This window comes from Mycobacterium szulgai, assembly GCF_002116635.1.
GTDB lineage: Bacteria > Actinomycetota > Actinomycetes > Mycobacteriales > Mycobacteriaceae > Mycobacterium > Mycobacterium szulgai.
The window spans coordinates 1-24,602 of record NZ_LQPW01000028.1 but is presented as its reverse complement, the minus strand read 5'-3'; the positions used below and the strand labels follow the sequence as shown (position 1 = coordinate 24,602).

The following is a 24,602-nucleotide window of genomic DNA, read 5'->3' as shown; positions in this document are numbered from 1 at the left end:
GCCCCCGGCCGCACCATTGCCGCCGTCCCCACCGGCACCCCCGATCGCCACTCTGCCGAGCGCGTACCCGCCGGCTCCGCCGTCACCGCCTGCACCGCCGGGCACGCCCCCGTCCGCTCCGGCGCCTCCTGCGCCGCCGCTGGCCTTGTTCAGGGAGCTGGCCGCGAACCCGCCGGTGCCCCCGTCGCCGCCGGTTCCTCCTGGGCCGCCGTCGCCACCGTGGCCACCGATGGCATCGCCAGTGCCCGACGGGGTTGTCCCTCCGTTGCCTCCGTTGCCTCCGGTGCCACCCGTGCCGGTAGGTCCACCGTTGGCGCCCGGGGAGCCGTTTTGCCCGACGCCGTCGGCCGCACCAGTGCTTTGTTGCGGGTTGCCGTCGGCGCCGGTGGCGGCTACCTGACCGGGTGTCGGGTTGACGGCGTCGGCACCGCTGCGACCGGCGCCGCCGTGGCCGCCGGAGCCACCGTCGCCGACGAGTCCGACTGCACTGCCACCGTTTCCGCCCACTCCGGCCAGGCCGCCGTTGATCCCGGCTATCGCACCACCACCGGTGCCGCCTGCACCGCCGTTGCCGTACAGCCAGCCGCCCGATCCGCCGTTGCCGCCCGCCGAGCCGGCGCCGCCCATTCCGCCTGCGCCGCCATTACCCCAGAAGCCGGCTGCGCCGCCGGCTCCGCCGGCCACCCCGGGCGCGGTGCTGTCGCCGCCGCGGCCGCCGTCGCCGAACAGGATGCCGCCGGCCCCGCCTGGCTGGCCCACGCCGTTGATGGTTTGTCCATTGGCGCCGCTACCGATCAGCGGGCGCTCCAGTAGCAGTTGGGTGGGTGCGTTGATCACACCGAACAGTTGCTGCTCAAGGATCTGCAGCGCTGCGGCGTTGGCGGATTCAGCCGCGGCGTATGCGCCGCCGCCAGCCGTCAGTGCCTGTACGAATCGGTTGTGAAAGGCCACGGCCTCGACGCTGAGCGATTGATACGCCTGGGAATGCGCGCTGAACAAGGCCGCGATGTGCTCGGAGACTTCGTCGGCTGCGGCGGTGGTCAGTTCGATTGTCGGTGCCACCGCCGCGGCGTTGGCCGCATTGATCATCGAACCGATCCTGGTCAGATCCGAAACGGTTCTCGTCAATGATTCCGCCGACACAATAACGAAGGACATCGCCGTACCTCGCACTCCCGGTGGTGAGCATTCAGCAGGAATCTACCGCACACGCTGTGAACTCTTGCGCTTAAACAACTGCACGGCCGATCTTGAATGAATTCGAAATACGTTGTTTCCCGTCCCGGTCGCTGCGAAGATCTGCGGCTGAGTTGGCGTAACTATGGCAGGCGCCCTGATCCCAAAACCCTTCGCCCAGAGGTGGTATCACCCTGATTCTCGCGGGCCTTCGACGCCGAGCCGCAGGGCAAGATTCGAACGCCATTCGAAAATCTAGCGTGTGTGCTGCTTTCGTGACTTGCGCCTCCGGCATCCGCCCCTGGTAAAAGCGACGGCAATATAGATCCGAGTCAACAGCAGAAATCCGAGGTAATGCAGTTAAGGCAAGGGATTGGCAAAGTGCGGGGTCAAATTGCTTATCGGCGCAGTGAACCATCTGGTCCGGTGCGCGAATGCCCGCCGCGGCGGTGGCTGGTTGCGCGCGGCCTGCTAACAGAGACGCGTTTCCTGCCTCGACGCCGACGACTGCAAGGCTGCAACGTCGTTGAGCGAAACCCGACGACGTCAAGCAAAGGCATGGTCTGCCCACCCTACGACTAACTAGCCATCAGCTATTACGGCGCAGCTGTCCTACGCGCCATCACCCCAGGGACGCCCATTTGTCGGACACGCCATATCGCGGGCTACCGGTCGCGGGCGTAATGCCCAGCTGTAGCGTGGCGGTCGTGAAATTCTCCTGGCTGCATTCCTCTGTCGTGCTCGCGGCTTGTGTCGCGGCGACCGTTCTGACGCTCGATGGATCGGGCAAGGCAGACGCGGCCGCGTCGTGCCCGACCGCAGCCCCGCAGAACGGCGGAACGCCTGACTGGACGTTATCCGGCACCACCGGCAGCATCGCGGTCACCGGATCCACCGACGCGACGGCTCCGGTCGTGAAGGTGACGACACCATTCAGCGTGGCCCAGACCCAGGTGCATACGTTGCACGCCGGAGATGGACCGGTGGTCGCCGCCACGGCTAAAGTTTCCGTCTGCTACATGGGAGTCAACGGGCGTGACGGGTCGGTGTTCGACAGCAGCTACGAGCGGGGCGCACCGGTCGACTTCCCTCTTGGTGGCGTAGTCCCGGGCTTCCAAAAGGCCATCGCGGGACAAGCGGTGGGGTCCACCGTTGCCGTCGCGATGACCTCCGCGGACGGCTACCCCAACGGGCAGCCACGCGCTGGAATCCAGCCGGGTGACACCCTCGTCTTCGCGATCAAGATTCTTAGCGCCTCGAGCTGAGCGACGACCCGTTCGGCGGATGAAGCAGCAATAGCAGGGCGCGAAGAGACGCTCGCGCTGAGCACTAACGCCTCCCCGCTGCCAGGCAGCTCACCAACTCACTCTGTGATGCTGCTTACACTGAAGAACGGATACGAGTACACGGCCTCGTCCTCGCGAAACAGAACTTCAAAGGTCATCTGGGACACCTCCTTCCTGACCAAACCGTCATGCACCTACCGCGAAGGCCAAAAGCATTGCTATGCAACGGGCCTGCGTGCGACGCGGTCGTCGGGTCTTCACCGAAGTGCGCAACGAAACGGCGCGGCCGAGATTAACGCCCAGAAGCGGGCGAATACAACCTACGCAGCCGTAGCTTCAGCAAACAGGGCAACCTACGGATTCGTACCTTGAGACATAGTTGACAAGTGTTATAGTCAATGAGATTTGTACTTCGGCGGCGCCGCCAAACTCCCGATGGGCACTGGGAGTAGACGGCGCCTACGCTTTGCGGCGTATCAATTGTTGCCAGTCGCCTGAGGAATGTCGTTGGCATCGCTGTGTCCAAACTCGTTGTATGACAGTCTATTACGACAATCACGTACGGCCTCTGACCCATGTCGCTGCCGTGGCCGCGGATACTTGACGCGGTTCTCGGGTGTGTCCACCGAATGGTGGACAGAAGGCTAAACCGACTGGTGGAGAAGGGGTTTGGCTGATTGCCGGATGTACTGAACCGTGGCAAGACTGCAGTATTGATGTAAGCAGACGATCTAAATCGGCAGGGGGACAACGTATTCATGCTTACATGTCATCCATGGCGATTCATCCGGAGAGGGGCTGAGGCGCCGCGCCGGCCCGACGGACGTCGTGTACAAGCTGTTCGTCAAGCCCGGTTGGAAAGTTGACTCTCATGCAAACGACGCAAACGATATCCGTCCAGCAAACTTGCGAAGCTGTGGTTTGGCGGCGCCGAGGCGCTGACCCCGTCGCCGATCAATTGGCGCTAGTCAGCGATCGGCTGCGCGAAATCCTGCTCCGCGATGGCAGCTTCAGCTCTATCTATCGGCACATCCTCGCGGCCCCCGGTAAACGCGTGCGGGCCGGTCTGGGTCTAGCCTGCAGCCGTCTACAGCCTTCGGCCGCCACCGTGTCGTTCGCCGACACGATCGACTTAGCCTGCGCAATCGAGATGTTCCACGAATCGTCGCTGATCCACGACGACATCTGCGATGGCTCGTCGTTGCGGCGCGGCGCCGCATCCGTACCCGCCGCCTTCGGCGTCCGCACCGCCGCCCGGGCCGGATTCCACCTGGCGGGCATCGCTTTACAAACCATGTCACGGGTGCTATCCGACAACGCGGCCATGTGCACACGCCTGGGCCAAGCTCACGGCGTGACCTACTTTGATCAGCTCTCGGACCTCTCGTTCGGCCAGCTCATCGAGACATTGCCGCCTTCGGTCAACCAGGCCGCGCTGCGTCGGCACTACCAGCGCGTCGCGGTGGCCAAGACCGGTACCCTCTTCCGGCTGGCCTGCTCGTACGGAGGTACGGCCGGTGGAGTCGACCCGGACGGACTGCGCGCACTGATGCGGTATGCCGACCAGCTCGCCCTTGCATTTCAGGTCATGGACGACGTGCGCGATGTCGAGGGCGACCCTGCGCTCGGTAAGAACGCCTGTAGTGATCTCGACCGCCGGGTGCCGACGTGGCCGGTGATCGAATGGCTGGCCATCCGGCCTGACGCTCACGAGCTGTGGCTCTCGGGTCTGACTGCCAGCGCCACGATGCAGGCCAGCCTGGTGAACAGCGGAGCCACCGAGGCGGCCCGCGCCTTCGCCGTCCGTGCCGCCGAGGACGCGTGGCGTGCGTTGGAGATATTCCCGCCATCGCTTGCCCGTGAACACCTGCGTGAGCTCACGGTGCAGGTGGTTGCACGATGAGCGGTGGTCGTGTCGGCGAGCTGGCATACGGACTGCGGTGCCTGCGGCGCCCACCGAACCTGGCGGCAATGCGGGCGGCCCGCTCACCCGCTGAGCTGGCCCGGCATGCGCTGGTCCCAGCGGCCCGAAACCTCGGTGTTGCAATCGGTTTCCTGCCTGCCCACCTGCGCGCCGAAGCTACCGCTGCCCTGTTCGCCTGCCGGGTGCTCGACGCCTACGAAGACCTCATGGAGCCTGGGCTGGCCGGCGCCGCGGTGCGAACCGCCGCGAGCTACCTCACCGGGGCCACCCCTACCCCACCGCCCCCGTTGCATGCAGTCGTCGTCCGCGACAGCGAAGCTGTCGACCAGGTGCTGGCCGCGCGGATTCTTGACGTACGTGCCATGGTGTCGGCGCTGCCTGATGACGGGCGGCAGCGAGTCGGGCGGATGCTCGTCGACGTCGCGGGAGTGATGGCCCGCAACCTTGAAGCGGTCTTGCCGCGGTCGACATACAGTGAGGGCGTGCTCGGGCGAGTGGCACGCTACGCCTGCTCGCTTATCGCAGAAGGCGCCTTCGCCGAAGCCGATCTGGCCGAACTTGCCGGATGCATCGGCATCACAACGCAACTGGCCAACGACCTGCGGGACGGGGAGCTGGCGCTTTACGGCGCCGGTGACCGCGGCGAGCTTACCCGTGCGGTCCTGTTGCGCCTGCTGGTCCCGGCACTGGGCAGCCTCGCCCTCCTGGCCCGGCTCGGGCCTCGTGTGCCCAGCCGCGGTGCGCGTATCGCCATGGCGTACATGGCCATTACGACAACTGCCTTCTTATCCGGAGCGGTCGGAGCCCCGGCACCCTACCGGCGGCGCCTACGCCTCGGTGCGGCTGTGCTGGCCTCACGTTCCCCCGTGCACTGGGCCATGATGATGAAACGGGTGCGGTGCTGCGCTGACGCGGCGATCCACCGGCTGCTCGACGCCTCCCTCGAGCTCAGCGTCGGGCCAGGGCCGGCTCCTGAGGTGCTGGGCCTGGGCGGCGGGTCGACGTCACCCTCGTTGGGTCCGTTGACAATTGACCTCACCTTCGCGTTGGTAGAAGCCCTGCCGGAAGAGCCGATGTCCGGTGAGCTGTCCGGCCAGCACAAGCGCCGCATGATGATCGCCGATCACCTCGCCTTCGGTGCGCTAGAGCGGGTACCGCCCGGCGACACCGATGCTATGCAAGCACTCGCCACCCAATTCCAGCTCGCTGCCCTCGAGATGACTAGCCAGAAAGGCCGCCAGTGACCATTGCTTCACCCGTCCCCGACAACGGAAAACTCGACGTGTCAAGCGGCACAAAGCCGTTCAGCCGACGGGTCCTCAAGCTGGAGCACCCGGCGAACGTCGGCCCGCTGCTGCATATCGTGTGCTGGATCGGGTTACTGGCTTTCGGCCTTTCAATGCCCGTCGCCACCAGGTGGTATCTGGCCGTGCCGCTGATTGCAGTCCTCTCGCTATTGAACTTTTCCATCACCATCGGCATCCTGCACATGCACACACATCGGCCGCTGTTCGTCTCGCGGCGGGTAAACAGGATGCTCGACCTGCTGTGCTGTATGCCGGCCGCGCTAACGGCCGCCGACATGTACGAGGTGCATGTCATCAACCACCACCGCTACGACGACGGGCCCGGGGACATCACCACCACCGCGGGACGTGAGCATGGGCTACGCGCTGTCTGGTACTGGATGCGCTATAGCTCGATCGTCAAGAACCACACTGCGCGAACGCTTTTCGCGGCCAATCTGTCGTCCGCCCGGCGCACCCGGCGTCGCCAGTTCGTCTTCGACTTCACCTTGATCTCGGTACTGATCTGGACGACCTTCTTCACCACCGACCCGGTCCGGTTCGCGCTCTTTTACTGGATCCCTTTCCTCGTCACGCAGGCGACCTCGGGCTACTTCGCTTGGCTCACGCACGGCCCGGCCAGAGTCTTCGACGACGACCCGAGCAAATCGATGAACACCGTGGGCAATTGGCTCAATTTCTTCATCTTCAACCAGGGCTACCACAGCGTGCACCATCGTTACCCGGGCATCCACTGGTCCCAGATCCCCGACAAGCTGGACTACATGCGCCAAGTCGAGCCCAGCGTCATCGTGCCGTACTGGATGACGCTGACCTCGAGCTGGCGGCTGCTGATACCCGGAGGCTTCCTGGACGCGCCGCACGGCGAGCGGTGGAAGTCCAAGCTAGAGAAGCGGATTGAGCAGGGTGCTGTCCGCTCTCGCTACCTGCCGTGGTTCGCATGGGTTTGATCGCACCACAACAGATGCGGGAAGCGCTTCTTGATCCGCGTCGGTTGGTCCCGTTCATGCTGGCCTTCGCCGGCTATGCCTTCGCCGGGGTGACGGTACCGCTGCTGTTGCTCTTCGCGGGCCGCTGGTGGCTGCCCAAGACGATCGATGTCGGCCCCCACCTGGCGACTGGACCGTCTCTTGTCATCGATCTTGTGTTGCTCGCACTATTCGGCTTGCAGCACTCGGGGATGGCCCGGACGTCGGTCAAGGCGTTCATTACCCGCAGGGTGCCTCGAGCCCTCGAGCGCACCGTCTACGTCGTGATGACCAGTCTTGTTGTCTGGTTACTGATGTTGGGCTGGCAGCCCCTGCCGATGCGGATCTGGTCAGCCAACGGCATTGTCGGAGGGGCTTTGGACGCCGGATATTGGCTCGGTTTCGCGCTGGTCTATGCCGCTGCACTGCTGCTGAACCACTTCCACCTACTCGGTGTAAGTCAGGCCTACCGCCGCTATGTGATGCGGGCATCAGATGCCGCAGTCGACCAGCTGCGGGTGCAGGGGCCGTATCGTTTGGTGCGCCATCCGCTGATGACGGGACTGTTGCTCTGCTTCTGGTGTGCCAGGGACTGCACGGTCGGACATCTGCTCTTTGCCGCCGGGATGACGAGCTACATCCTGTTGGGCACCGTCTTGGAGGAACGCGACCTCGTCGCTCGGTTCGGTGCGGCCTATCGCAGCTACGCGGCCCGCGTCCCAGCTTTCTTCCCTTTGTTTCCGGTAGGCCTTCGTGTCGTTACGCGCCGTGCGGCCGGGCGGATTTGAGGCATCGGCAATATGCTTCGGATCAAGCAGAAGAGCTACGCCGCGAGGCTGCGGACGCGAGTGTCCGGCATAGTCGACATCCGGCCCAACTGGTGGGACGCCCTCGCCAGCTTCGCGAGCCGTTACGCGATATTCGTCATCGGCTTCTGGGTCCTCGCCGCCGGCGTCGGCACTCTTGTGGTGCCACAAGTGGAAAGCACCGCTCGTACCCACGCTCAAGGGTTCCTGCCCCCTGGCGCACCGGTCAACATCGCGGGCGCTCGCATGGGTGCGCAGTTCCACGACGGCAATGGCGGCAACCTGAACTATCTGGTGCTGGAAGGTGATCATCCGCTCGGAGCGGCCGACCGCACTTTTCACGATCAGGTGCTGGCAAAGCTGCGCGCCGACCATGCCGACCTGGAATCGGTCATGGACCTGTGGTCGGATCCGATTACCGCCAAGGGCGCGCTGAGCGCGGACGGCAAAGCGGCGTACACGATGCTGCGGTTGACCGGTGATCTCGGTGCCGCACATGCGAATAAAGCGTTGAACGCGGTGCGGCGGATCGTCGCGAGCGTGCCTGCCCCGCCGGGCGTACACGCATATGTCACCGGGCCAGGTGCCACGATTGCCGACGAACTCAGCGCAATCGACGAACAGATGCTGCTGATGACTTGTGTGACGGTAATTCTCATAGCACTGCTGCTTTTCGTGGTATATCGGTCGGTGATCACCGCGGCGATTCCGCTCATGACGGTGGGTCTTGCCCTTGGGGTTGCCCGATCGATCGTTTCCCTGCTTGGTGAACACGATGTCTTCGAAGTGTCCATCTTCTCAGTGGCGCTGTTGAGTGCGATGGTGCTCGGCGGCGCGACCGATTACGCGATATTCGTGATCGGGCGCTATCACGAGGCGCGACGCGACGGCCAGCACGATTCCGGACACGAACTCGCGCTACGCTGCGCCTGCCGCAAGGTAGGACCGGTGATCGTCGGATCGGCCCTCACGGTGGCCGCCGCTCTGTCCTGCTTGACGTTTGCCGACGTCGGGATGTTGCGCAGCGCCGGACTACCCTGTGCCATAGGCATTCTCACCGGTATGTTTGCCTCTCTTACCTTGCTGCCCGCGCTGGTCGCTCTCGCCGGGCGCTACGGGCTCGCGCAACCTCGCAAGCTGAATCGGCAGACCGGCCGTCGCTGGCGGCGGGTGGGCACAATCGTCGCGAGGTGGCCGGGCCCAATGCTGGTGGCGTCGGCTCTGGTGCTGGCGATCTGTGCATTGCCCGTCGCCGGTTTGCAACTTGGGTTCGACGAGATTGCCGCGCAACCGGATTCGACCCAGGCCAACCGCGGATACCAAGCCATGAACCGCCACTTTCCGCCGAATCGATTGTTGCCCGAGATTGTGGCTATCAAGGCGGAGCACGATCTACGAAACCCAGCCGGACTCATCGCCATTGAACGCGTGACCCGCAAGCTGATGGAAATTCCGGGTGTCACCATGGTCCAATCCGCCTCGCGCCCAGAAGGTTCCATTCCCGAAGAGGCCACCTTCACCAGCCAGGCCGGCACGATTGGCGACCAGCTTGACGATGGAATCGCCAAACTCGACCAGCGTCTGGCCGCTGTTAACCGACTTACCCCGACGCTCGCCCAGTTCTCCACGGCACTATCGCGGCTGCAGGCAGGGCTATCGAGCGGCGTAGCTGGAATTGGTGATCTCAATTCCGACACCGGCGGCATGGGCGCAGGGATGCGGCAGATCAAAGACGTGTTGGCGCAGGTGTCCACAGACCTCGACCCGCTACGCAGTTTCACCGACGGCAACCCCAATTGCCAGAACGATCCCATCTGCTCGCTGGTGCTCAAGGTCGTCGCACCGATGGATTCGCTTGTCGAGGCGACGAATTCGCTCGATCATGGCGCAGCACGACTGAACGCCGGCACTGCTCGTACCGCCAAGGCCCTCACCAGCGCAGAGCAGTCGGTAGGCACCATGCGGTCCTTGGTGGCACAGCTAAGTTCGATGACCGCCCAAATCACCGATGCCGTTGGGGATACGCGCACCACATTCGGCGACCTCACCGGGTACCTGCGCGACATCCGCCGAGACTTCCAGAACAGCGGCGAGGGCGGGTACTACCTACCGCAACGGGCTTGGGCTGACCCGAGCTTCCGGCGCGCAGCCGATCTCTACTTCGCCCCGAGTGGCCAGATGACTCGGCTGCTGGTCTATGGCGATGGCAGAGTATTCGGCGCCGACGGTGCGCGCAGATCACCACAGATCGTCGCCGCGGTGAAGGAGTCGACAAAGGAAGGCACCCTGGCCGGAAGCACCACGGAAATCGCCGGTTTCGGCACCGGAACCGCTGAATTGCGCGGCTACGTGCACAACGACTTCCGGTTACTTGCGGCAGTGGCGCTTGGGTTGGTGTTCCTCATCGTGCTGGTGATGCTGCGCAGTCCGGTCGCCGCGGCGGCAGTGATCGGGACGGTCGTCGTGTCCTACGTGTCGGCGCTGGGCATCAGCACCTTCATCTGGCATGACCTACTGGGTAGGGATTTGCATTGGGCGGTGCAGTCCATGGCCTTCATCGCCTTGGTCGCGGTGGGCGCCGACTACAACCTCCTGTTGACCATGCGAATGCGCGAGGAGGCCGGCAATCGCGGCGCCAACCGGGCGGGACTGCGCACCGCGACGATCCGCGCCTTCGGCGGCACCGGCGGTGTCGTCACCACAGCGGGCATCGTCTTCGGAGTCACCATGTTCGCGATGCTGTCCAGCGATGTCCTCACCATCGAACAGGTCGGCTCCACCATCGGTGCCGGCCTCATCATTGACACCCTCGTTGTGCGCACCTTTGTGGTGCCGGGGATCGCGGGATTATTGGGCCGGTGGTTCTGGTGGTCGCCGCCGGCGTTCCTGCTGCGGCCACTGCGGACATTGCGCGCGGCCAGGAGATGAGGTCGGGCTGCGTAGCTACCGCTGATTCAATAGGCGCACGAACTCGACGGGCTCGGCGAAACCCTTGAGCGCGACTGTCTCTCGGCGTTGAGGCACGGCGGCCAATAGTTCCCGTACCGCAGGATCGGCGGCTACAACCTGCGAGAGAACGATGTCCTCGCCTGCGCTCTGGCCCTGCAGGCGTGCGGCCATGTTCACCGTCGAGCCGAAATAGTCAAGGCGATCGTTCAATGTGACGACCACACTGGGGCCGGCATGCACGCCCACTTTCAGCACCAGGTCACGGCCCACAGCTGCCGAAGAGGCGATGCCCGCCTGCATGGCCAGCGCGGCACGCACAGCTTGCGCCGGATCGGTGAACGACGCCATGACCGCGTCGCCGATCGTCTTGACCACTGCCCCGTCGTGCTCGCGCACAATCGCCGCGAGCAGCGTGAAGTGCTCGCGCACGAGGTTGTATGCCGTGGCATCGCCGACCCGTTCGTAGAGCGCCGTCGAGCCGCGGAGGTCGGTGAACAGGAGCGCAACCTGGCTGACGCCCGCATCGTCGCCTGGCCGCAGCGTCGCCTCGGCGAACAAATCGCGAAAGGCCTGCAGCGAAATCACTTCCGGAGCGGTCAGTGCTTGGCGCGTCCAGGTGCGCTCTTCGATCAAGGCTGCCAGCTCGAAGTCGGCGTCGTTCACGAAAATCGCGGTTCCCGCGTCGTTGCCTGGACACGTCTGCACACCCGACCCGGAGATACACAGGCCTGGAAACACACCGGACTCGTAGTCGACATTTACCGAACCGCTGGGATGCAACGTGCGCAGACGATATGAGCCTGGCGGCAGGTCGACGGCCACGGTGCGCCGCTCCCCCGGGCCGAGCAACACCTGCACGACGACATGTGGTGTCTCCATCGGGCCGGACAGACAGAACCGGTCGGTGGGCAGCGGGCGGACCGTGGGAGCCGGCGCAAATGTCAGCTCGACGTTGCGTTCGAAGTCGCGATCGTAGTCAATGTTGCACGACGAACAGTGCGCGCCGTGGGGCAGCTCGGCGAGCGTAGCGACGCTTAGCTTGGCGCCACGGCAGTTGGGACACAGCAAGTCCCACTTCATGCTGAGAAGCCCTGCCTTTACGCCGGCGAGGCAGGCCTCGGTCGCCGCGCGCGCGGACACGTCAAGTTTGCTTGCCAGTGTCTTGGGCCGCAGACGGGTGAGATCGGCCGCCATGCCTTGCAGCACGAGGTCGACGAGCGGTGCGCCGAGCCTGTTGCCGTAGGGGTTACGGTCTATTTCGTGTGCCATTGCGGTGGCCCGCTCGCGAGCGCCCGGTGGCAGCTCTGGCTGCGGCAACACGAACGGTGTCAGGCGCTGCGGTGCGTGATCTCCGCGGGCGAAGGCGACGGCCTCCAACACACGCCTTTCCACGTTCTCACCCGCCTGAGTCGCAAGCCGCGCGCCGAAGACCCGGCCAACCAGGCTCAGCGGCTCCCATTCGAGCGTGTAGGTGACGCGTGAGCCACCTTCGCCGTCCGGCTCGAGATCGAACACCGGGCCAAAGCGGCGGAATGGGCCCTTGGTAAACACCCGTGACTGGCGGAAGTGTCGGCCCGAGATCCATTCGTACGGCTTTTCATCCCACTCCAGTGCGAAGCCGGCCGCCCTGCCCCGGCCGCGGCGCCGCACCGTACCGTTGGCTTGCGGCATCTCGTCGAGCGCGTAAGGCGGCAGGCCCATTGCCTCGTTGAACCGGTTGGTATCGGCCAACAGCGGCCACAACTGATCCGGCGGCAGGTTGAATGTCCAGGCCCACGTGCGATGCATCGACTCCGAACTCTAAACCCGAGGTACGACGGGCGTATCTTGCATCAACCGAGAGCCGTAACAGAAATGTCATGAGGAAGACGGCCTGTTGCTTGATCGTGGAATCCGGGCAGGCTGCCCGACGCCCCCTGCGGGCTCGGCGGGCGTGATTCTGGCCGTACGCGAAAAGCGATAAATCCGAGACGTTCGGGGCTCAAGCTAGCACTTCCAGCCGTACTGGACGCTAATTGAATTGGGTGCGTCCAACAAACGGTATGGACTTCGGCGTGTACGGCTGCTCGCTTGTCCCCCAATCGGTGGACATGAGATTCAACCAAAATTATCGCCGGTCGGTTGATAAAGCAAAATTATGAGGAGGGAAGGATCTAGCCTAACCGCATCGGGCAATGTAGGTGACTCGTACCGCGGGAGTGAACGCGGACGTCCAAGATTAGAACCTCATTTCGTCCAGGGAGGGCAAACGTGACGATTCTTCTTGTCAATCCTCCCGGCGTCCGCGAATACGGGCGCTCCTACGTTGCCGAACAGAAGCTCGGCGATCCGCGGTTGTATGCGTCAATGCCTATGGAGCACCTCGGGTTGATGTCGATCAAGGCATATGCCGAGGCGCAAGGACTCGAAATCGCCAGTGTTAACGGATTGGTCGCCGGACATGGGTCCGTCGAGGAGACGTGGGCGGCGATGCAGAATGCCGTTCGCTACACCGGTACGCCCCGGCTTATCGGCTTTTCGTCCATCGATACTTTTCCTGAGGTGCTGTGGTTAGCGCAGCGTGCGCGACAGACCTGGGACGGCGTGCGAATCGCGCTCGGCAATGCGATCGCGACACTCAACTTCGAGCGCGTCCTGCGCGAGCACGATTGTTTCGACTTCATCGTCGTCGGAGACGGAGAGGTTGCTTTCACCCAGCTGGCTATGGCCATCGCAAATGACGCCGCGGTGGAGAACATCCCAGGGATAGCCCGCCGGAATGAGCAGGGACAGATCGTGTATCGCCCTGCTCCGCTGATCGACCTCGACGAGTTGCCTCGCCCGGCCCGCGACGAGTTGCCTACCGTTCTGGCGGATGGTTTTGCTGCCTCGGTGTTTTCCACCCGCGGATGCCCGTATCGATGCACGTTTTGTGGCACCGGAGCTATGTCGGGCATGTTCGGTCGCGATAGCTATCGGGCCAAGTCGGTTGACTCGGTAGTCGACGAGATCGAATATCTCGTGTCGGACTTCGACGTCAATTTCGTCCTGATCAGCGACGACCTGTTCGTGTCGAAGCACCCCAACTCACAGCAACGCGCCGCTGACTTCGCCGACGGCATCCTCGCTCGTGGGCTGGACATCAATTTCATGCTGGATATCCGGCTGGACTCCGTTGTCGATCTGGATCTGTACAAGCACTTGCACAGGGCAGGTTTGCGCCGGGTGTTCATCGGCTTGGAGACGGGTTCATACGATCAACTGCGCGCCTACCGCAAGCAGATTCTCAATCGCGGTCAAGATGCCACGGAAACGATCAACGCTCTCCAGCGCGTGGGCATCGAAGTCATCCCGGGCACCATTATGTTTCACCCGACTGTGCAGCCGGAGGAGTTGCGGGAGACGGCACGCCTGCTGCGGGCCACGAAGTATACGAATGCCTTTAAGTTCATCGGCCGGATCCTGCCGTATCCGGGAACGCAGTTATACCGGGAATACGCTGACGCGGGTTACCTCACCGACGAATGGCCGCTGGGCAAATGGGACTTCGTCGATCCGGAGGCCGCGCGGGTATACCACGACGTCGCGAACCTGATCGGACCCAACCCGGAAGTGACCTTCGATGAAGCCGAGACGTTCTTTCTCTCTCGGCTGGATGAGTGGGAGAACGCAATCTCCGGCCGAGTCGCCGAAATGGCGAGCTAGCGCTTTTCTCGGCCGCAATAGACCTACCCGATAGAACGGATTTTGCGCTTGTCGAAGTAGTCTGACCAGGAGACCACCTCGGGATTTTCCTTGAGCAGTGCCCTGCGCTGGCGCTCGGTCATACCACCCCAGACTCCGTATTCGACCTTGTTGTCGAGGGCATCGGATGCACACTGCTGCATTACCGGGCAATGCCGGCAGATAATCGCCGCCTTACGCTGCGCGGCCCCCCGCACGAACAGCTCGTCGGGATCTTTGTCCCTGCACAAGCCCTCCGAAACCCACGCACGGTCCTCTGCGTTTCCCGCGGGCAATGGACTGTTTGCAGTCACCAGATTGAGTCGCCGCGCGGCCGGTCGTGTTCCTGACACCGAGGTGTTCCCTTCTATCCGGCCGCACGGTGCGACCGCCTCCCCTTGGTGAAGAGCGACGCCGCCCACCTTCCCCGCTCGGTGTGACTTGGCTCTCTTCGGCCCCCAAGGTAACCGGTTGGACACGGATTGCGCAAGAGTTTTTTGGTACTGACGTACCGTACTTCCCTGGCCCTGGGCTGCCGGGCAAGTTCTTGACGTCGCGCCGGTGCGTCCAAAACGCCTCATTCGACCTGCTCATCGCAGTGGCTTGCACTCGGAGGTTGCCGATCCGGCGCTCATCGACGAGGTGCTGGCTGCGTTGCTTCCTCGGCATCGGTCTGCCGAGATGGATGCGGGCGAGCCGTTGGCACCGGCGGCCCGAACCAGGTAGTGAGTGCCTCCGGCAGTCCTGCGCGCGATCCGTTACCAACCCAGGCCACATATCCGTCTGGCCGGACCAAGACGGCGGCCGGAGCGCTGACCGTACCGAGCACCGGAAGTTCCCAATCGCCCCCATACTTCGCGTCGACCAACCGGACTCGGTCCGCCCAACCTGGGATGTCGAAGTCGCCAGGCGTCCCGAGATTGAGTAAGACCGGGCGGGCATCGTGCAGGAACGCGAATACCCGCACCGGCCCATTGGCGGCGACCAGGTCGAGGTCGGGCATGCGGCGTCCGAGCAACGGATGTCCGGCACCCAGGTCGTATTGGATATCCAGGCCGGACATCATCCCGGCGAGACGCTCGCGCGGCTCATCCATGCTCAGCAACTCGGACATGGTGTCGCGCAGGGCCTTGGTCCGGTCGTCCAGGTGGCGAAGCAGCGCCCTCTGAGCCATCGTGTGGCGCAGCACGCGCGCGGCGACCGGATGCCGTTCGGCGTGGTAGGTATCCAGCAGGTCGTCCGCCGATTTCTGGCTAACCACCTGGGCCAGCTTCCAGCCCAGATTGACGGCATCCTGTACGCCGGTGTTGAGACCCTGACCCCCGATGGGGTGATGTATATGCGCGGCATCGCCGGCTAGTAAGACTCGTCCGTTCCGATAGGCCGCCGCCTGCCGCGTTACATCGGTGAACCTGGAAATCCAAGTGGGACTATGGATTCCGTAGTCGGTTCCGTATACCGCGATCAGCGCCTCGCTCAGGTCGCGCAACGTGATCTCGCCCGGCGACCCGAGGTGCCGCTCGGTCACCATAACCCGCACCGGCCCCGCGTCGGGCTTGCTGAGAGCATGGACGCCCAGCATGTCGTGGCGGATGCCCCATTCCGGCGATTGATCACTGGCACAGGCTATTTCGGCTTCCGCGATCAGGTAACTCGTGGTCGGATCCCATCCTGGAAAGTCAATGCCGGAGGCACGGCGAATCGCGCTGCGTCCGCCGTCGCATCCCACGAGATATGCCGCGCGCACGAACTGCCCGTCGGACAGTCGAACAACTACCCCGGTGCTGTCTTGGGCAATACCCGTCACCTCACGCCCGTTGTGTATCGGCACCGCCAGTTCCTCCACCCAGTCGGCCAGTATCCGCTCGATGTGGTTCTGCCACAGCGCCAGGCCATAGGGATGACGGGTGGGAAAATCGCTGAGGTCCAGCCGAATTTGGGAAAACCCCGCGATTTGTGCCACCTGTCCTTGGGCCAGGAAGCGATCGGCGATTCCGCGCTGTTCGAGGATCTCGATGGTGCGTGCGTGCAGGCCGCCGGCGCGTGAACCGCTGAATTCCCGGCTGGTGCGCCGCTCGAGAATCGCGACGTCGACCCCGGCCAGCGCCAACTCGCCCGCCAGCATCAATCCGGTTGGACCCGCGCCGACGATGATTACTGCATGTTCGAATAAGACACCCACTTCGCAACCCCCGATGCAGTGAATTATGGTTCCGGCCAATGATTTTGCGCCATGACCCCGCCCTTGCCGCAAGCCCCCTGGCAGCCGGTAAAGTGAGAGTGGGAAAAGTTTTCGGATCCCCGGCCAGCTCAACTACGGTTCTGCACTGCGTCGATCGCCCGGTAAATGCGTTGCTCACTGACCGGACGAGGGGTGCCGAGTTGCTGGGCCCATAGGCTCACCCGCAACTCTTCGATCTGTCGGGCGATGTCGTGCACATCGGCAGCCGCCCTTCGGGCCGGGGACAGCGTCCGCACGAGTTCGTCGTAGGCCTGCTGCACCGCGGCCACCTGCCGCATCCGCTGCTGGTCGGCCTGGAGTGCCTGGGGCAGCCTGTCCAGGCGGCGCCGGATTGCGGTCAGGTAGCGGGCAAGGTCGCCGAGACGTGCGGGCCCGGTGGCGGTGACGAAACCCGCTGGCAGCAGCCGGTCGAGTTGTGCGCCGACGTCGGCGATCGCCTCGGCGAGTGCGGGCGACGGATGGGCCGGCATAGCCAGCTGTACATCTTGAGCCGCGGAGAGCACCTTCTCGACGCGACTCAGCACGTCGAGGGTCGTCGTAACCAGGTTCTGCGCGACCCGATCGCGCAGCGCCGCGAACTCGTCACGAGTCCACACCGGCCCGCGCGCCAGCGCGTCCACCGCTGCATCGGCGCAGTCGTCGAGCAGCGCGGACACCGAGCCGTCCGGGTTCGTGCCAAGTACCAGCCGGGTGCGCGGATTCAGCTGCCGTTCAACGGCTTTGACCGGAGATGGCACGCTCAAGCGGAGCAACCGTCGCACGCCGGGACCGATCGCCTCGTCCCGTTGGACTGACGTCGCGAACACGCGAAGGTCGACGGTGGTGCGCATGTCCACGAAGGCGGGAAAGCCGCGTACGGTGCGTCCGTCGACCGTGCGCTCGACGACCCGGGGCAACTCGTCCAGGTCGTCGGGCCAGCCGCGCAACCCGTTCCGTTCCAGCTGCCCGGCCACCGCGTCAGCGACGGCATCCCGAGCCGTCGTCGCCAGTCGCTCCTGCAGCGCTGCAAGGTCCTTGCCGCGGGCCACCTCGCTGCCGTCGGCGGACTGAACGGCGAACGTCATCCGAAAATGCGGCGGCAGCTTGTTCACATCGAATGCGTCGATAGGCACCAGAATGCCGGTGCGACGGCGCAATTCGCGCTGCAGGGCATCAAGCAGCGGCTCCCCCGCCGGGTCGATCCCGGTCAGTACCGCGCGCGCGGTGTCCGGGGCGGGAACGAAGTTGCGGCGCAGTTCTTTTGGCAGTGAGCGGATGAGCGCGGTAATCAGTTCTTCGCGCAAAGCTGGTACTTGCCAGGCGAACTCGTCACCACCCAAGCGGGCGAGTACATCGATCGGTACGTGTACCGTCACGCCGTCGTCGGCCGCTCCGGGCTCGAACCGATAGGTCAGCGGCAGCGCGATATCGCTGGTCTGCCAGGTATCCGGCCGATCGGTGTCTGCGGCGTCGGGGGTGTGCAGCAAATCCTCTCGGGTGAAGGTCAACAGATCCGGGGTGTGGTGGCGCTGCTTTTTCCACCACCCGTCGAAGTGTCGCGCCGAAATCACCTCGGCGGGGATGCGGGCGTCGTAGAGGGCATACACCTCGTCGTCGCTGATGAGCAGGTCGCGGCGCCGCGCGCGTTCCTCCAACTCCTCGAGTTCGCCGCGTAGTCGCGTGTTGTCGCGAAAAAAGTGGTGACGCGTTTGCCAGTCGCCCTCCACCAGAGCGTGCCGGATGAACAACTCCCGCGCCACCGCCGGGTCGACCCGGGCGTATCCGACCCGGCGGCTAGCAACCAGCGGCAGTCCGTACAGCGTCACCCGCTCGTAGGCCATCACCTCGCCGCGCTTGGCGTCCCAGTGCGGTTCGCTGTAACTGCGCTGCACCAGCTCTCCGGCGACCCGCTCCACTACCTCGGGCTGAATCCGGGCGGCGGTCCGCCCGTACAGTCGGCTGGTTTCGACCAGCTCGGCTACCACCACCCAGCGGGGTGGCCGCTTGGTGAGAACCGACCCGGGAGCCAGCACAAACCGCGAGTTGCGCGCGCCCAGATATTCGCGCGCGTCCTCCCGGCGCATACCCACGTGCGATAACAGCCCAGCCAGCAGCGCCGCGTGCACCGACCCCACATCGGCCTGCTCATCGGACTCGTTAACCCCTAATTCGCGGGCGATGCTGCGCAGCTGACCCACCAGATCCTGCCACTCCCGGATCCGGAGATAGTGCAAGTATTCATCTCGGCATAACCGGCGAAAACCGTTGCGCGACAATGTCCCACGTTGTTCACGCAGGTAGCGCCACAGGTTGAGATAGGACATGAAATCGGAGTTCTCGTCGCTGAACCGGGCATGCTTGTGCCGGGCGGCCTCCTCGCGGTCGGCCGGCCGTTCCCGCGGGTCCGGGATCGTCAGCGCTGCAGCCAACACCAGCACCTCGCGCACGCATCCCTCGGTGTCGGCCTGCAGGATCATCCGGCCCAGCCGCGGGTCGACGGGCAACCGAGCCAGCCGGCGGCCGAGGTCGGTGATCGCGCCGTCTCGATCGAACGCTCCGAGTTCCTGCAGCAGCTGCACGCCGTCGCGGACGCTGCGCCGGTCCGGCGGGTCCAGGAAAGGGAAGTTCTCCATCTCACCGAGTTGCAGCGCGGCCATCTGCAGGATGACTGCGGCCAAGTTGGTGCGCAGGATCTCCGGATCGGTATAGCGGCCACGGGCCGCGAAGTCCTCTTCGGAATAGAGGCGGATGCAAACGCCGGGCGCAATCCGCCCGCACCGCCCGGCTCGCTGCTCGGCGGATGCCTGCGAGATCGGCTCGATCGGCAGCCGCTGCACTTTGAGGCGGCGGCTGTAGCGCGAAATGCGGGCATTTCCCGGGTCGACGACATAGCGGATCCCGGGTACGGTCAGCGACGTCTCGGCCACGTTGGTCGCCAACACAACGCGCCGCCCGGTATGGGGCGCGAACACCTTCTGCTGTTCGGCGGTGGGTAGCCGGGCGTACAGCGGAAGCACCTCGGTGTGCCGCAACCCGGTCAATGCTTCTGCCGTATCGCGGATTTCGCGCTCGCCGGATAGGAACACCAGGATGTCGCCGGGCGGTTCGGCCTCGAGTTCACCGATCGCGTCGACGATGGCCTCGATCTCGTCCCGGGTCTCGGTGCGGACGATTTCGTGGTCGGGATCGTCGGGATCGTCGTCAGAGCACGAGGTAACCGGCACCTCTAACGGCCGGTACCGGATCTGCACCGGATACGTCCGCCCGGACACCTCGACGATCGGTGCGCCGCCGAAATGCGCCGCAAAGCGCTGCGGCTCGATGGTCGCCGAGGTGACGATCACCTTCAGGTCAGGGCGGCGTGGCAGCAGCTCACGCAGGTAGCCCAGCAGAAAGTCGATGTTCAGGCTGCGCTCGTGGGCCTCGTCGAGGATCAGTGTGTCGTAGCGCAGCAGGCGCCGGTCGCGCTGAATCTCGGCGAGCAGGATGCCGTCGGTCATCAGCTTGATCAGGGTGCGGTCACTGACGTGGTCGGTGAACCGCACGGTGTAGCCGACCGCCTCGCCGAGCGGGCTACTCAACTCGTCGGCGATGCGCTGGGCGACAGTGCGCGCCGCCAGCCGGCGCGGCTGGGTGTGTCCGATGGTTCCGCGGATGCCGCGGCCGATCTCGAGGCAGATCTTCGGCAACTGGGTCGTCTTTCCCGACCCCGTCTCGCCGGCGACTACGACCACCTGGTTGGCGCTTATCGCCTCGGCGATGTCGTGCCGCCGCTCGCTGACGGGCAGGTCGGGATAACCGATCCGCGGGACGGCGGCGCGCCGGCCGGCGACGAGAGCCTCAGCCCCGGCGATCTGGTCGGAAAGTTGCTGTAGCTTTGCCGGCGTCGCGCCGCGCAGATTCTTCAGCCGCCTGCCCAGGCGCGCGGCGTCGCGGATGGTCAGCGAGTCAAGCCGGCTGCGCAATTGCTTGGCAGACGGTTCGGACACTCCGGCAAGGATATCGGGCCGCACCGGGCCCCTGTACCGAGCGTCGTCCGGCGGCATTACGTGAATCGGACATGAACTGAATGTGACTAATCTGTTCACGGTCACTTCGGGAGTCAGTGCCGTATCTGCTGCCGTCGCTTAAGCCGGACACCGTCGAGGCGCTCGGCTCACCTATCGGAGGATCGACATTGGACTTCGCATCGTTGCCACCGGAGGTCAACTCCGTGCGGATGTACACCGGCCCTGGCTCGGGCCCGATGCTGGCCGGTGCCGCAGCGTGGGAAACGCTGGCGGCAGAACTGCAAGTCGCGGCGAGCCTGTATGAGTCGGCAATCGCTGGTCTGACCGTCGGCACCTGGCTGGGTCCGGCCGCCGCGCTGATGGCGGCCGCGGTCGCGCCGTACGTGGCGTGGTTGCGCGTCACCGCGACACTGGCCGAGCAGACCGCCGCCCAAGCCACCGCGGCGGCCGCCGCCTATGACGCGGCGTTTGCCGCCACCGTGCCACCGCCGGTGGTCGCGGCCAACCGTTTGCTGCTGGTGGCCCTGGTGGCAACGAACTTCTTCGGCCAGAACACGCCCGCGATAGCCGCCACCGAGACGCAGTACGCGGAGATGTGGGCCCAGGACAGCGCGGCCATGCTCGGCTACGCGTCGGCGTCGGCGTCGGCGACGTCGTTGACACCGTTCAGCTCCCCGTCGTCGGCCACCGACTCGGGCGGCCCGGCGGGCCAAGCCGCCGCGGTCGCCCAGGCCACTGGCACCTCCGCCGGCAATGTGCAAAGCACGATGTCGAACGTCACCCGGGCGCTGTCCGCAGTGCCCAGCACCCTGACCGGTCTGGCGTCCCCGGCGGCAGCCGGGGACGCCTTGTCGTGGTTGCAGATACTTGACCTGCTGGGCGACTTGAGTGGCATCTTCGTTGACCCAGAACTGGGTGCAGCGGGACTTACCCTCGATGGAACGCTGACCACAGTGGCTCTGCCCTACGACCTCAACGGTTACTACGTCGGTATCCACACCGATGACATCGTCAGTGGCTGGGCGGGAATCGAAAAGTGGCCGGGCGTCGACGCGGCGCCACCGACCTCGTTTCCAGTTGTCACCGGCCCCGCCTCAGCCGTCTCGGCCGGCCTGGGCGAGGCGCGAGCGGTCGGCGCGTTGTCGGTGCCGACGGGCTGGGCCACGGCGGCCCCGGAAATGCGCCTCGCCGCTATGGCATTGCCCGCGACCACCATCGAGGCCGCCGCCGAATCGTCCGGCGCCGGCACCCTGTTCAGCCAGATGGCGCTGGCCGGGATGGCCGGGCGGGCAATGGCCGGGACGACTGTCGGTGGCGGCGGGGGCGCGGGCCGGCGCGAGCGTGAGCGGGTTGGCGTCCCGACCCGTAAACCGGCGGAACCGGGGCAACGTGAGCCGGCTGAACCGCCGCCCGGCCCGCCACCCGGTGGCCCGATCACCAGCATCGCGGCCGAGCTACGGGAACTGGCTGCACTGCGCGACTCGGGAATCCTCACCGATGAGGAATTCACCGCGCAGAAGCAGCGGCTACTCGCCTACTGACGGGGTGTGAATTCGCCGGTCAGCGGGCAATCGATGACGTATGGCACCAGCCGCCGACGACGCGCTTACCGAGAAGAAAAAGCGTGCCCCAGATCCTGATGATCCGAGCAAGCCCGAATCTCCGCAGGAGCTGACCAGAGCATCGTGGTCATTCGTATTGCGAAAGACCATGCACGAGTTTCGCGACGATCAATGCACCGACCTCGCTGCGGCGCTGACCTACTACGCGGTGTTGTCGTTGTTTCCGGCGCTGCTGGTGCTGGTGTCGCTGCTCGGCGTGTTCGGCCAGGGGCAGCGCACGACCAGAGCTTTGCTCGACATGGCCGCCGACTTTGCCCCCGCCGCAGCGCTCGACATGCTGCGCCAGCCCATCGAGCAGGTCGTTGCGAATCCATCGGCCGGTTTGGCGCTGGTCGGCAGCGCGCTTGCGGCATTGTGGTCGGCGTCGGGATACGTGGGCGCATTCGGCCGGGCGATGAACCGCATTTACGAGATCGCGGAGGGGCGTCCGGTGTGGAAGCTGAGGCCGCTGCAGTTGATGCTCACCTTGGCCGGGCTGGTGCTGGCCGGCGCGGTGGGTGTGATGCTGGTTGTCAGTGGCCCGCTCGCCGATGCCGTCGGTAACGCGATGGGGCTGGGTTACGCCGCTCGGATGGTGTGGGCGGTCGCCAAGTGGCCGCTGATCGTGGTGTTGGTGACGGTAGCGGTGGCGATTCTCTACTACACAACTCCCAACGTGCGGCAGCCGAGGTTTCGCTGGCTCAGCGTCGGCGCGGCGGTCGCCATCGCGGTGTGGGCGCTGGCTTCGTTTGGGTTCGGTTGCTATGTAACCAATTTCGGCACCTATAACAAGACCTACGGCGCGTTGGGTGGCGTCATCGTCTTCCTGTTATGGCTGTGGATCACGAACTTAGCGCTGTTGTTCGGCGCCGAGCTTGACGCCGAGCTCGAACGCGGACGGCAACTGCAGGCCGGGATTGTCGCCGAACGAGAATTGCAGTTGCCGCCGAAGGACACGCGACTGGTCGACAAGACTGGAGTCGCCGAAGCGAAGTACATCAAACGCGGAAGGTGGTTGCGACGCACCCGGGGCCGTCGCCGGTAACGGTCAATTAGCTTGTCTACCTTGATGGTTGGCAAACGCGTCGACCGTATCGAGGTCATAGGATCCGGCGTCGGTCCCGATTCCGCCGGCGACGTGTGCTGCGGTGGCGCATCCGAGGCGGGCGGCTCCGCAAAGGTCGCGTCCCAGCGCGCGGCCCAGGATGAACCCGGCCGAAAACGCGTCACCGCAGCCGGTGGTATCGACCACATCTATTGCGAATGCCGGCATTTCGAAGCTTTCCTCGCCCGACAGGATCACCGCGCCTTTGCTGCCCTGGGTGACCGCCACGCAGGTGGGACCGGCGGCCAGTAGCTGGCGCGCCCCGCTCAGCAGGTCGGGCGCGCCGGTGAAACCCAGCACCTGTTCGTCGTTGGGCAACAGATAGTCGGTGTGGGGCAGGGCATCGGCGATCCAGCCAAGTAATCCGGGATCGCCGGCGGCGAGAATGTCGACGGATGTGCTGAGCCCGTTGGTCTTTGCGTACCGAAGCAGATCGGCGGCCGCTTGGCCGCCGAGGAATTCCGGACCGCCCAGATGCAGATGCGCAGACGTGACGACCCGGTCAAGATCGAGGTCTTGGAGGGTGAACGCGGCGTTGGCGCCGACGCAGTGCCAGGCGGGACGATCACCGTTGGGTTGCACCGGGATCACCGACGCCGAAGTCTGGCTCGCTGATTTCCGAACCACACCACCGACATCGACGCCTTCCCGGCCGAGCATGGCAAGCAGGGCGTCGCCCATCGCGTCGGTGCCGACCGCGCCGAATGAATGTACTTGTGCCCCAAGTCGACTCAGCACGACAGCAGTGCCGCCGGCTGTTCCGGCAGGGGAAAACTTGATCGTTTCGACGAGTTGGCCCTGGGAGTCCTCCGGGATGGATGCGATGCCAACGACGTGGGTATCGAGGACATGTACGCCCACGACGGCAATTTCAACCTGGGTCACGGTCTCATCCGGCTACGGCAGACCGTTGAGTCCGTTGTCGCCCAGCAACGCACCGCGGCGACCGCCGGTGCCGCCGGGTGCGGGGTTAGTGGTCGTCAGGGCGGCACCGCCGTTGCCGCCGTTGCCGCCGTTGCCGATCACCACGGCATTGCCGCCCGCCCCCCCGGTACCGGCAGTCGTCGACCCGTCTCCGCCGACGCCGCCTGAACCGCCGTCGCCAAACAACTGACCGGCCCTTCCGCCGTTCCCGCCGGCCCCGCCGTTGCCCACGAAGCCGTATGCGCTCCCGCCGGCGCCACCCGAGCCACCGAAGCCGAGCACCCCGCCGTTTCCGGCGTTGCCGCCGGTCCCGCCGTCGCCGCCGTAGCTGTATCCACCGGCCCCGCCGTCACCGCCCGGGCCGAACAGGTAGCCGGCGCTTCCGCCCTGGCCTCCGGCCCCGGCAGGGCCTTGGCTGCTGAATCCGCCCAGGCCGCCGGAGCCGCCAGGACCGCCGAGCGTGCCGGCGTTGCCGCCCGCACCTCCAGAGCCGGCTGCACTGACACCGAAAGCGCCGGCACCGCCGTCGCCGCCACCGGCGCCGACCAGCCCGCCCAACATGCCGCCAGCTCCCCCGGCCCCGCCCGCACCGCCGACTGCGTTGGCACTGGCAAAGCCGGCCC

General features: G+C 65.1%; 16 protein-coding genes. 9 read left to right on the top strand and 7 right to left on the bottom strand.

Features of this window, described 5'->3' with window-relative positions; translation table 11 throughout:
• A partial coding sequence (locus tag AWC27_RS06805; protein WP_139836809.1) for a PE family protein occupies positions 1-1,158 on the bottom strand: 1,158 nt, incomplete at its 3' end.
• A gap of 701 nt (positions 1,159-1,859) precedes the next feature.
• Here AWC27_RS06805 and AWC27_RS06800 point away from each other — a divergent pair.
• The 6 genes from AWC27_RS06800 to AWC27_RS06775 all read left to right on the top strand — a co-directional run bounded on the left by AWC27_RS06800 (position 1,860) and on the right by AWC27_RS06775 (position 10,395).
• Complete coding sequence (locus tag AWC27_RS06800) at positions 1,860-2,441, top strand: FKBP-type peptidyl-prolyl cis-trans isomerase (protein WP_085669796.1); 582 nt, start codon at positions 1,860-1,862, stop codon at positions 2,439-2,441.
• 892 nt (positions 2,442-3,333) lie between these two features.
• Complete coding sequence (locus AWC27_RS06795) at positions 3,334-4,365, top strand: polyprenyl synthetase family protein (RefSeq protein ID WP_085669795.1); 1,032 nt, start codon at positions 3,334-3,336, stop codon at positions 4,363-4,365.
• On the top strand, positions 4,362-5,630 hold the full coding sequence (locus AWC27_RS06790) for a hypothetical protein (protein ID WP_085669794.1): 1,269 nt from the start codon (positions 4,362-4,364) through the stop codon (positions 5,628-5,630). The genes AWC27_RS06795 and AWC27_RS06790 overlap by 4 nt, the downstream gene beginning before the upstream one ends.
• A 38-nt stretch (positions 5,631-5,668) precedes the next feature.
• On the top strand, positions 5,669-6,643 hold the full coding sequence (locus AWC27_RS06785) for a fatty acid desaturase (RefSeq protein ID WP_245846903.1): 975 nt from the start codon (positions 5,669-5,671) through the stop codon (positions 6,641-6,643).
• Complete coding sequence (locus AWC27_RS06780; RefSeq protein WP_085669800.1) at positions 6,634-7,449, top strand: methyltransferase family protein; 816 nt, start codon at positions 6,634-6,636, stop codon at positions 7,447-7,449. Before AWC27_RS06785 ends, AWC27_RS06780 begins: the two co-directional genes overlap by 10 nt.
• A 12-nt stretch (positions 7,450-7,461) precedes the next feature.
• Positions 7,462-10,395 (top strand): MMPL/RND family transporter, encoded by a 2,934-nt coding sequence (locus AWC27_RS06775; protein WP_085669792.1) that lies wholly within the window; start codon positions 7,462-7,464, stop codon positions 10,393-10,395.
• A gap of 15 nt (positions 10,396-10,410) precedes the next feature.
• Here AWC27_RS06775 and AWC27_RS06770 read toward each other — a convergent pair whose 3' ends face one another.
• On the bottom strand, positions 10,411-12,147 hold the full coding sequence (locus AWC27_RS06770) for an adenylate/guanylate cyclase domain-containing protein (RefSeq protein ID WP_169726737.1): 1,737 nt from the start codon (positions 12,145-12,147) through the stop codon (positions 10,411-10,413).
• A gap of 519 nt (positions 12,148-12,666) precedes the next feature.
• Between AWC27_RS06770 and AWC27_RS06765 the strand changes: the two genes are divergently transcribed.
• Complete coding sequence (locus tag AWC27_RS06765; RefSeq protein WP_211281580.1) at positions 12,667-14,100, top strand: B12-binding domain-containing radical SAM protein; 1,434 nt, start codon at positions 12,667-12,669, stop codon at positions 14,098-14,100.
• Between the two features lie 23 nt (positions 14,101-14,123).
• Here the strand turns inward: AWC27_RS06765 and AWC27_RS06760 are convergent, their stop codons facing one another.
• The 3 genes from AWC27_RS06760 to hrpA form a co-directional block, all read right to left on the bottom strand.
• Positions 14,124-14,471: a WhiB family transcriptional regulator gene (locus AWC27_RS06760; RefSeq protein ID WP_085669790.1), complete on the bottom strand. Its 348-nt coding sequence runs from the start codon at positions 14,469-14,471 to the stop codon at positions 14,124-14,126.
• A 278-nt stretch (positions 14,472-14,749) separates the two neighbouring features.
• Positions 14,750-16,300, bottom strand: coding sequence for an FAD-dependent monooxygenase (locus AWC27_RS06755; RefSeq protein WP_264078657.1), 1,551 nt, complete (start codon positions 16,298-16,300; stop codon positions 14,750-14,752).
• A 128-nt stretch (positions 16,301-16,428) separates the two neighbouring features.
• Positions 16,429-20,328, bottom strand: coding sequence for an ATP-dependent RNA helicase HrpA (gene hrpA / locus AWC27_RS06750; RefSeq protein ID WP_085669798.1), 3,900 nt, complete (start codon positions 20,326-20,328; stop codon positions 16,429-16,431).
• Between the two features lie 188 nt (positions 20,329-20,516).
• Between hrpA and AWC27_RS06745 the strand changes: the two genes are divergently transcribed.
• The gene (locus AWC27_RS06745) at positions 20,517-21,890 is read left to right on the top strand and encodes a PPE family protein, SVP subgroup (RefSeq protein WP_085669797.1); all 1,374 of its coding nucleotides are present in this window, start codon (positions 20,517-20,519) and stop codon (positions 21,888-21,890) included.
• A 40-nt stretch (positions 21,891-21,930) separates the two neighbouring features.
• Positions 21,931-22,995, top strand: a complete 1,065-nt coding sequence (locus AWC27_RS06740) for a YihY/virulence factor BrkB family protein (protein WP_085669788.1) — start codon at positions 21,931-21,933, stop codon at positions 22,993-22,995.
• A gap of 3 nt (positions 22,996-22,998) precedes the next feature.
• Here the strand turns inward: AWC27_RS06740 and AWC27_RS06735 are convergent, their stop codons facing one another.
• On the bottom strand, positions 22,999-23,940 hold the full coding sequence (locus AWC27_RS06735) for a carbohydrate kinase family protein (RefSeq protein ID WP_085669787.1): 942 nt from the start codon (positions 23,938-23,940) through the stop codon (positions 22,999-23,001).
• Between the two features lie 12 nt (positions 23,941-23,952).
• The coding region (locus tag AWC27_RS06730) for a PE-PGRS family protein (RefSeq protein ID WP_139836808.1) at positions 23,953-24,602 on the bottom strand (650 nt) is incomplete at its 5' end.

Excerpts from the sequence above, each read along its gene's own strand:
- AWC27_RS06800 (WP_085669796.1), top strand. The coding sequence starts at position 1,860 with ATGCCCAGCTGTAGCGTGGCGGTCGTGAAATTCTCCTGGCTGCATTCC.
- AWC27_RS06795 (WP_085669795.1), top strand. The coding sequence starts at position 3,334 with ATGCAAACGACGCAAACGATATCCGTCCAGCAAACTTGCGAAGCTGTG.
- AWC27_RS06790 (WP_085669794.1), top strand. The coding sequence starts at position 4,362 with ATGAGCGGTGGTCGTGTCGGCGAGCTGGCATACGGACTGCGGTGCCTG.
- AWC27_RS06780 (WP_085669800.1), top strand. The coding sequence starts at position 6,634 with ATGGGTTTGATCGCACCACAACAGATGCGGGAAGCGCTTCTTGATCCG.
- AWC27_RS06775 (WP_085669792.1), top strand. The coding sequence starts at position 7,462 with ATGCTTCGGATCAAGCAGAAGAGCTACGCCGCGAGGCTGCGGACGCGA.
- AWC27_RS06740 (WP_085669788.1), top strand. The coding sequence starts at position 21,931 with ATGGCACCAGCCGCCGACGACGCGCTTACCGAGAAGAAAAAGCGTGCC.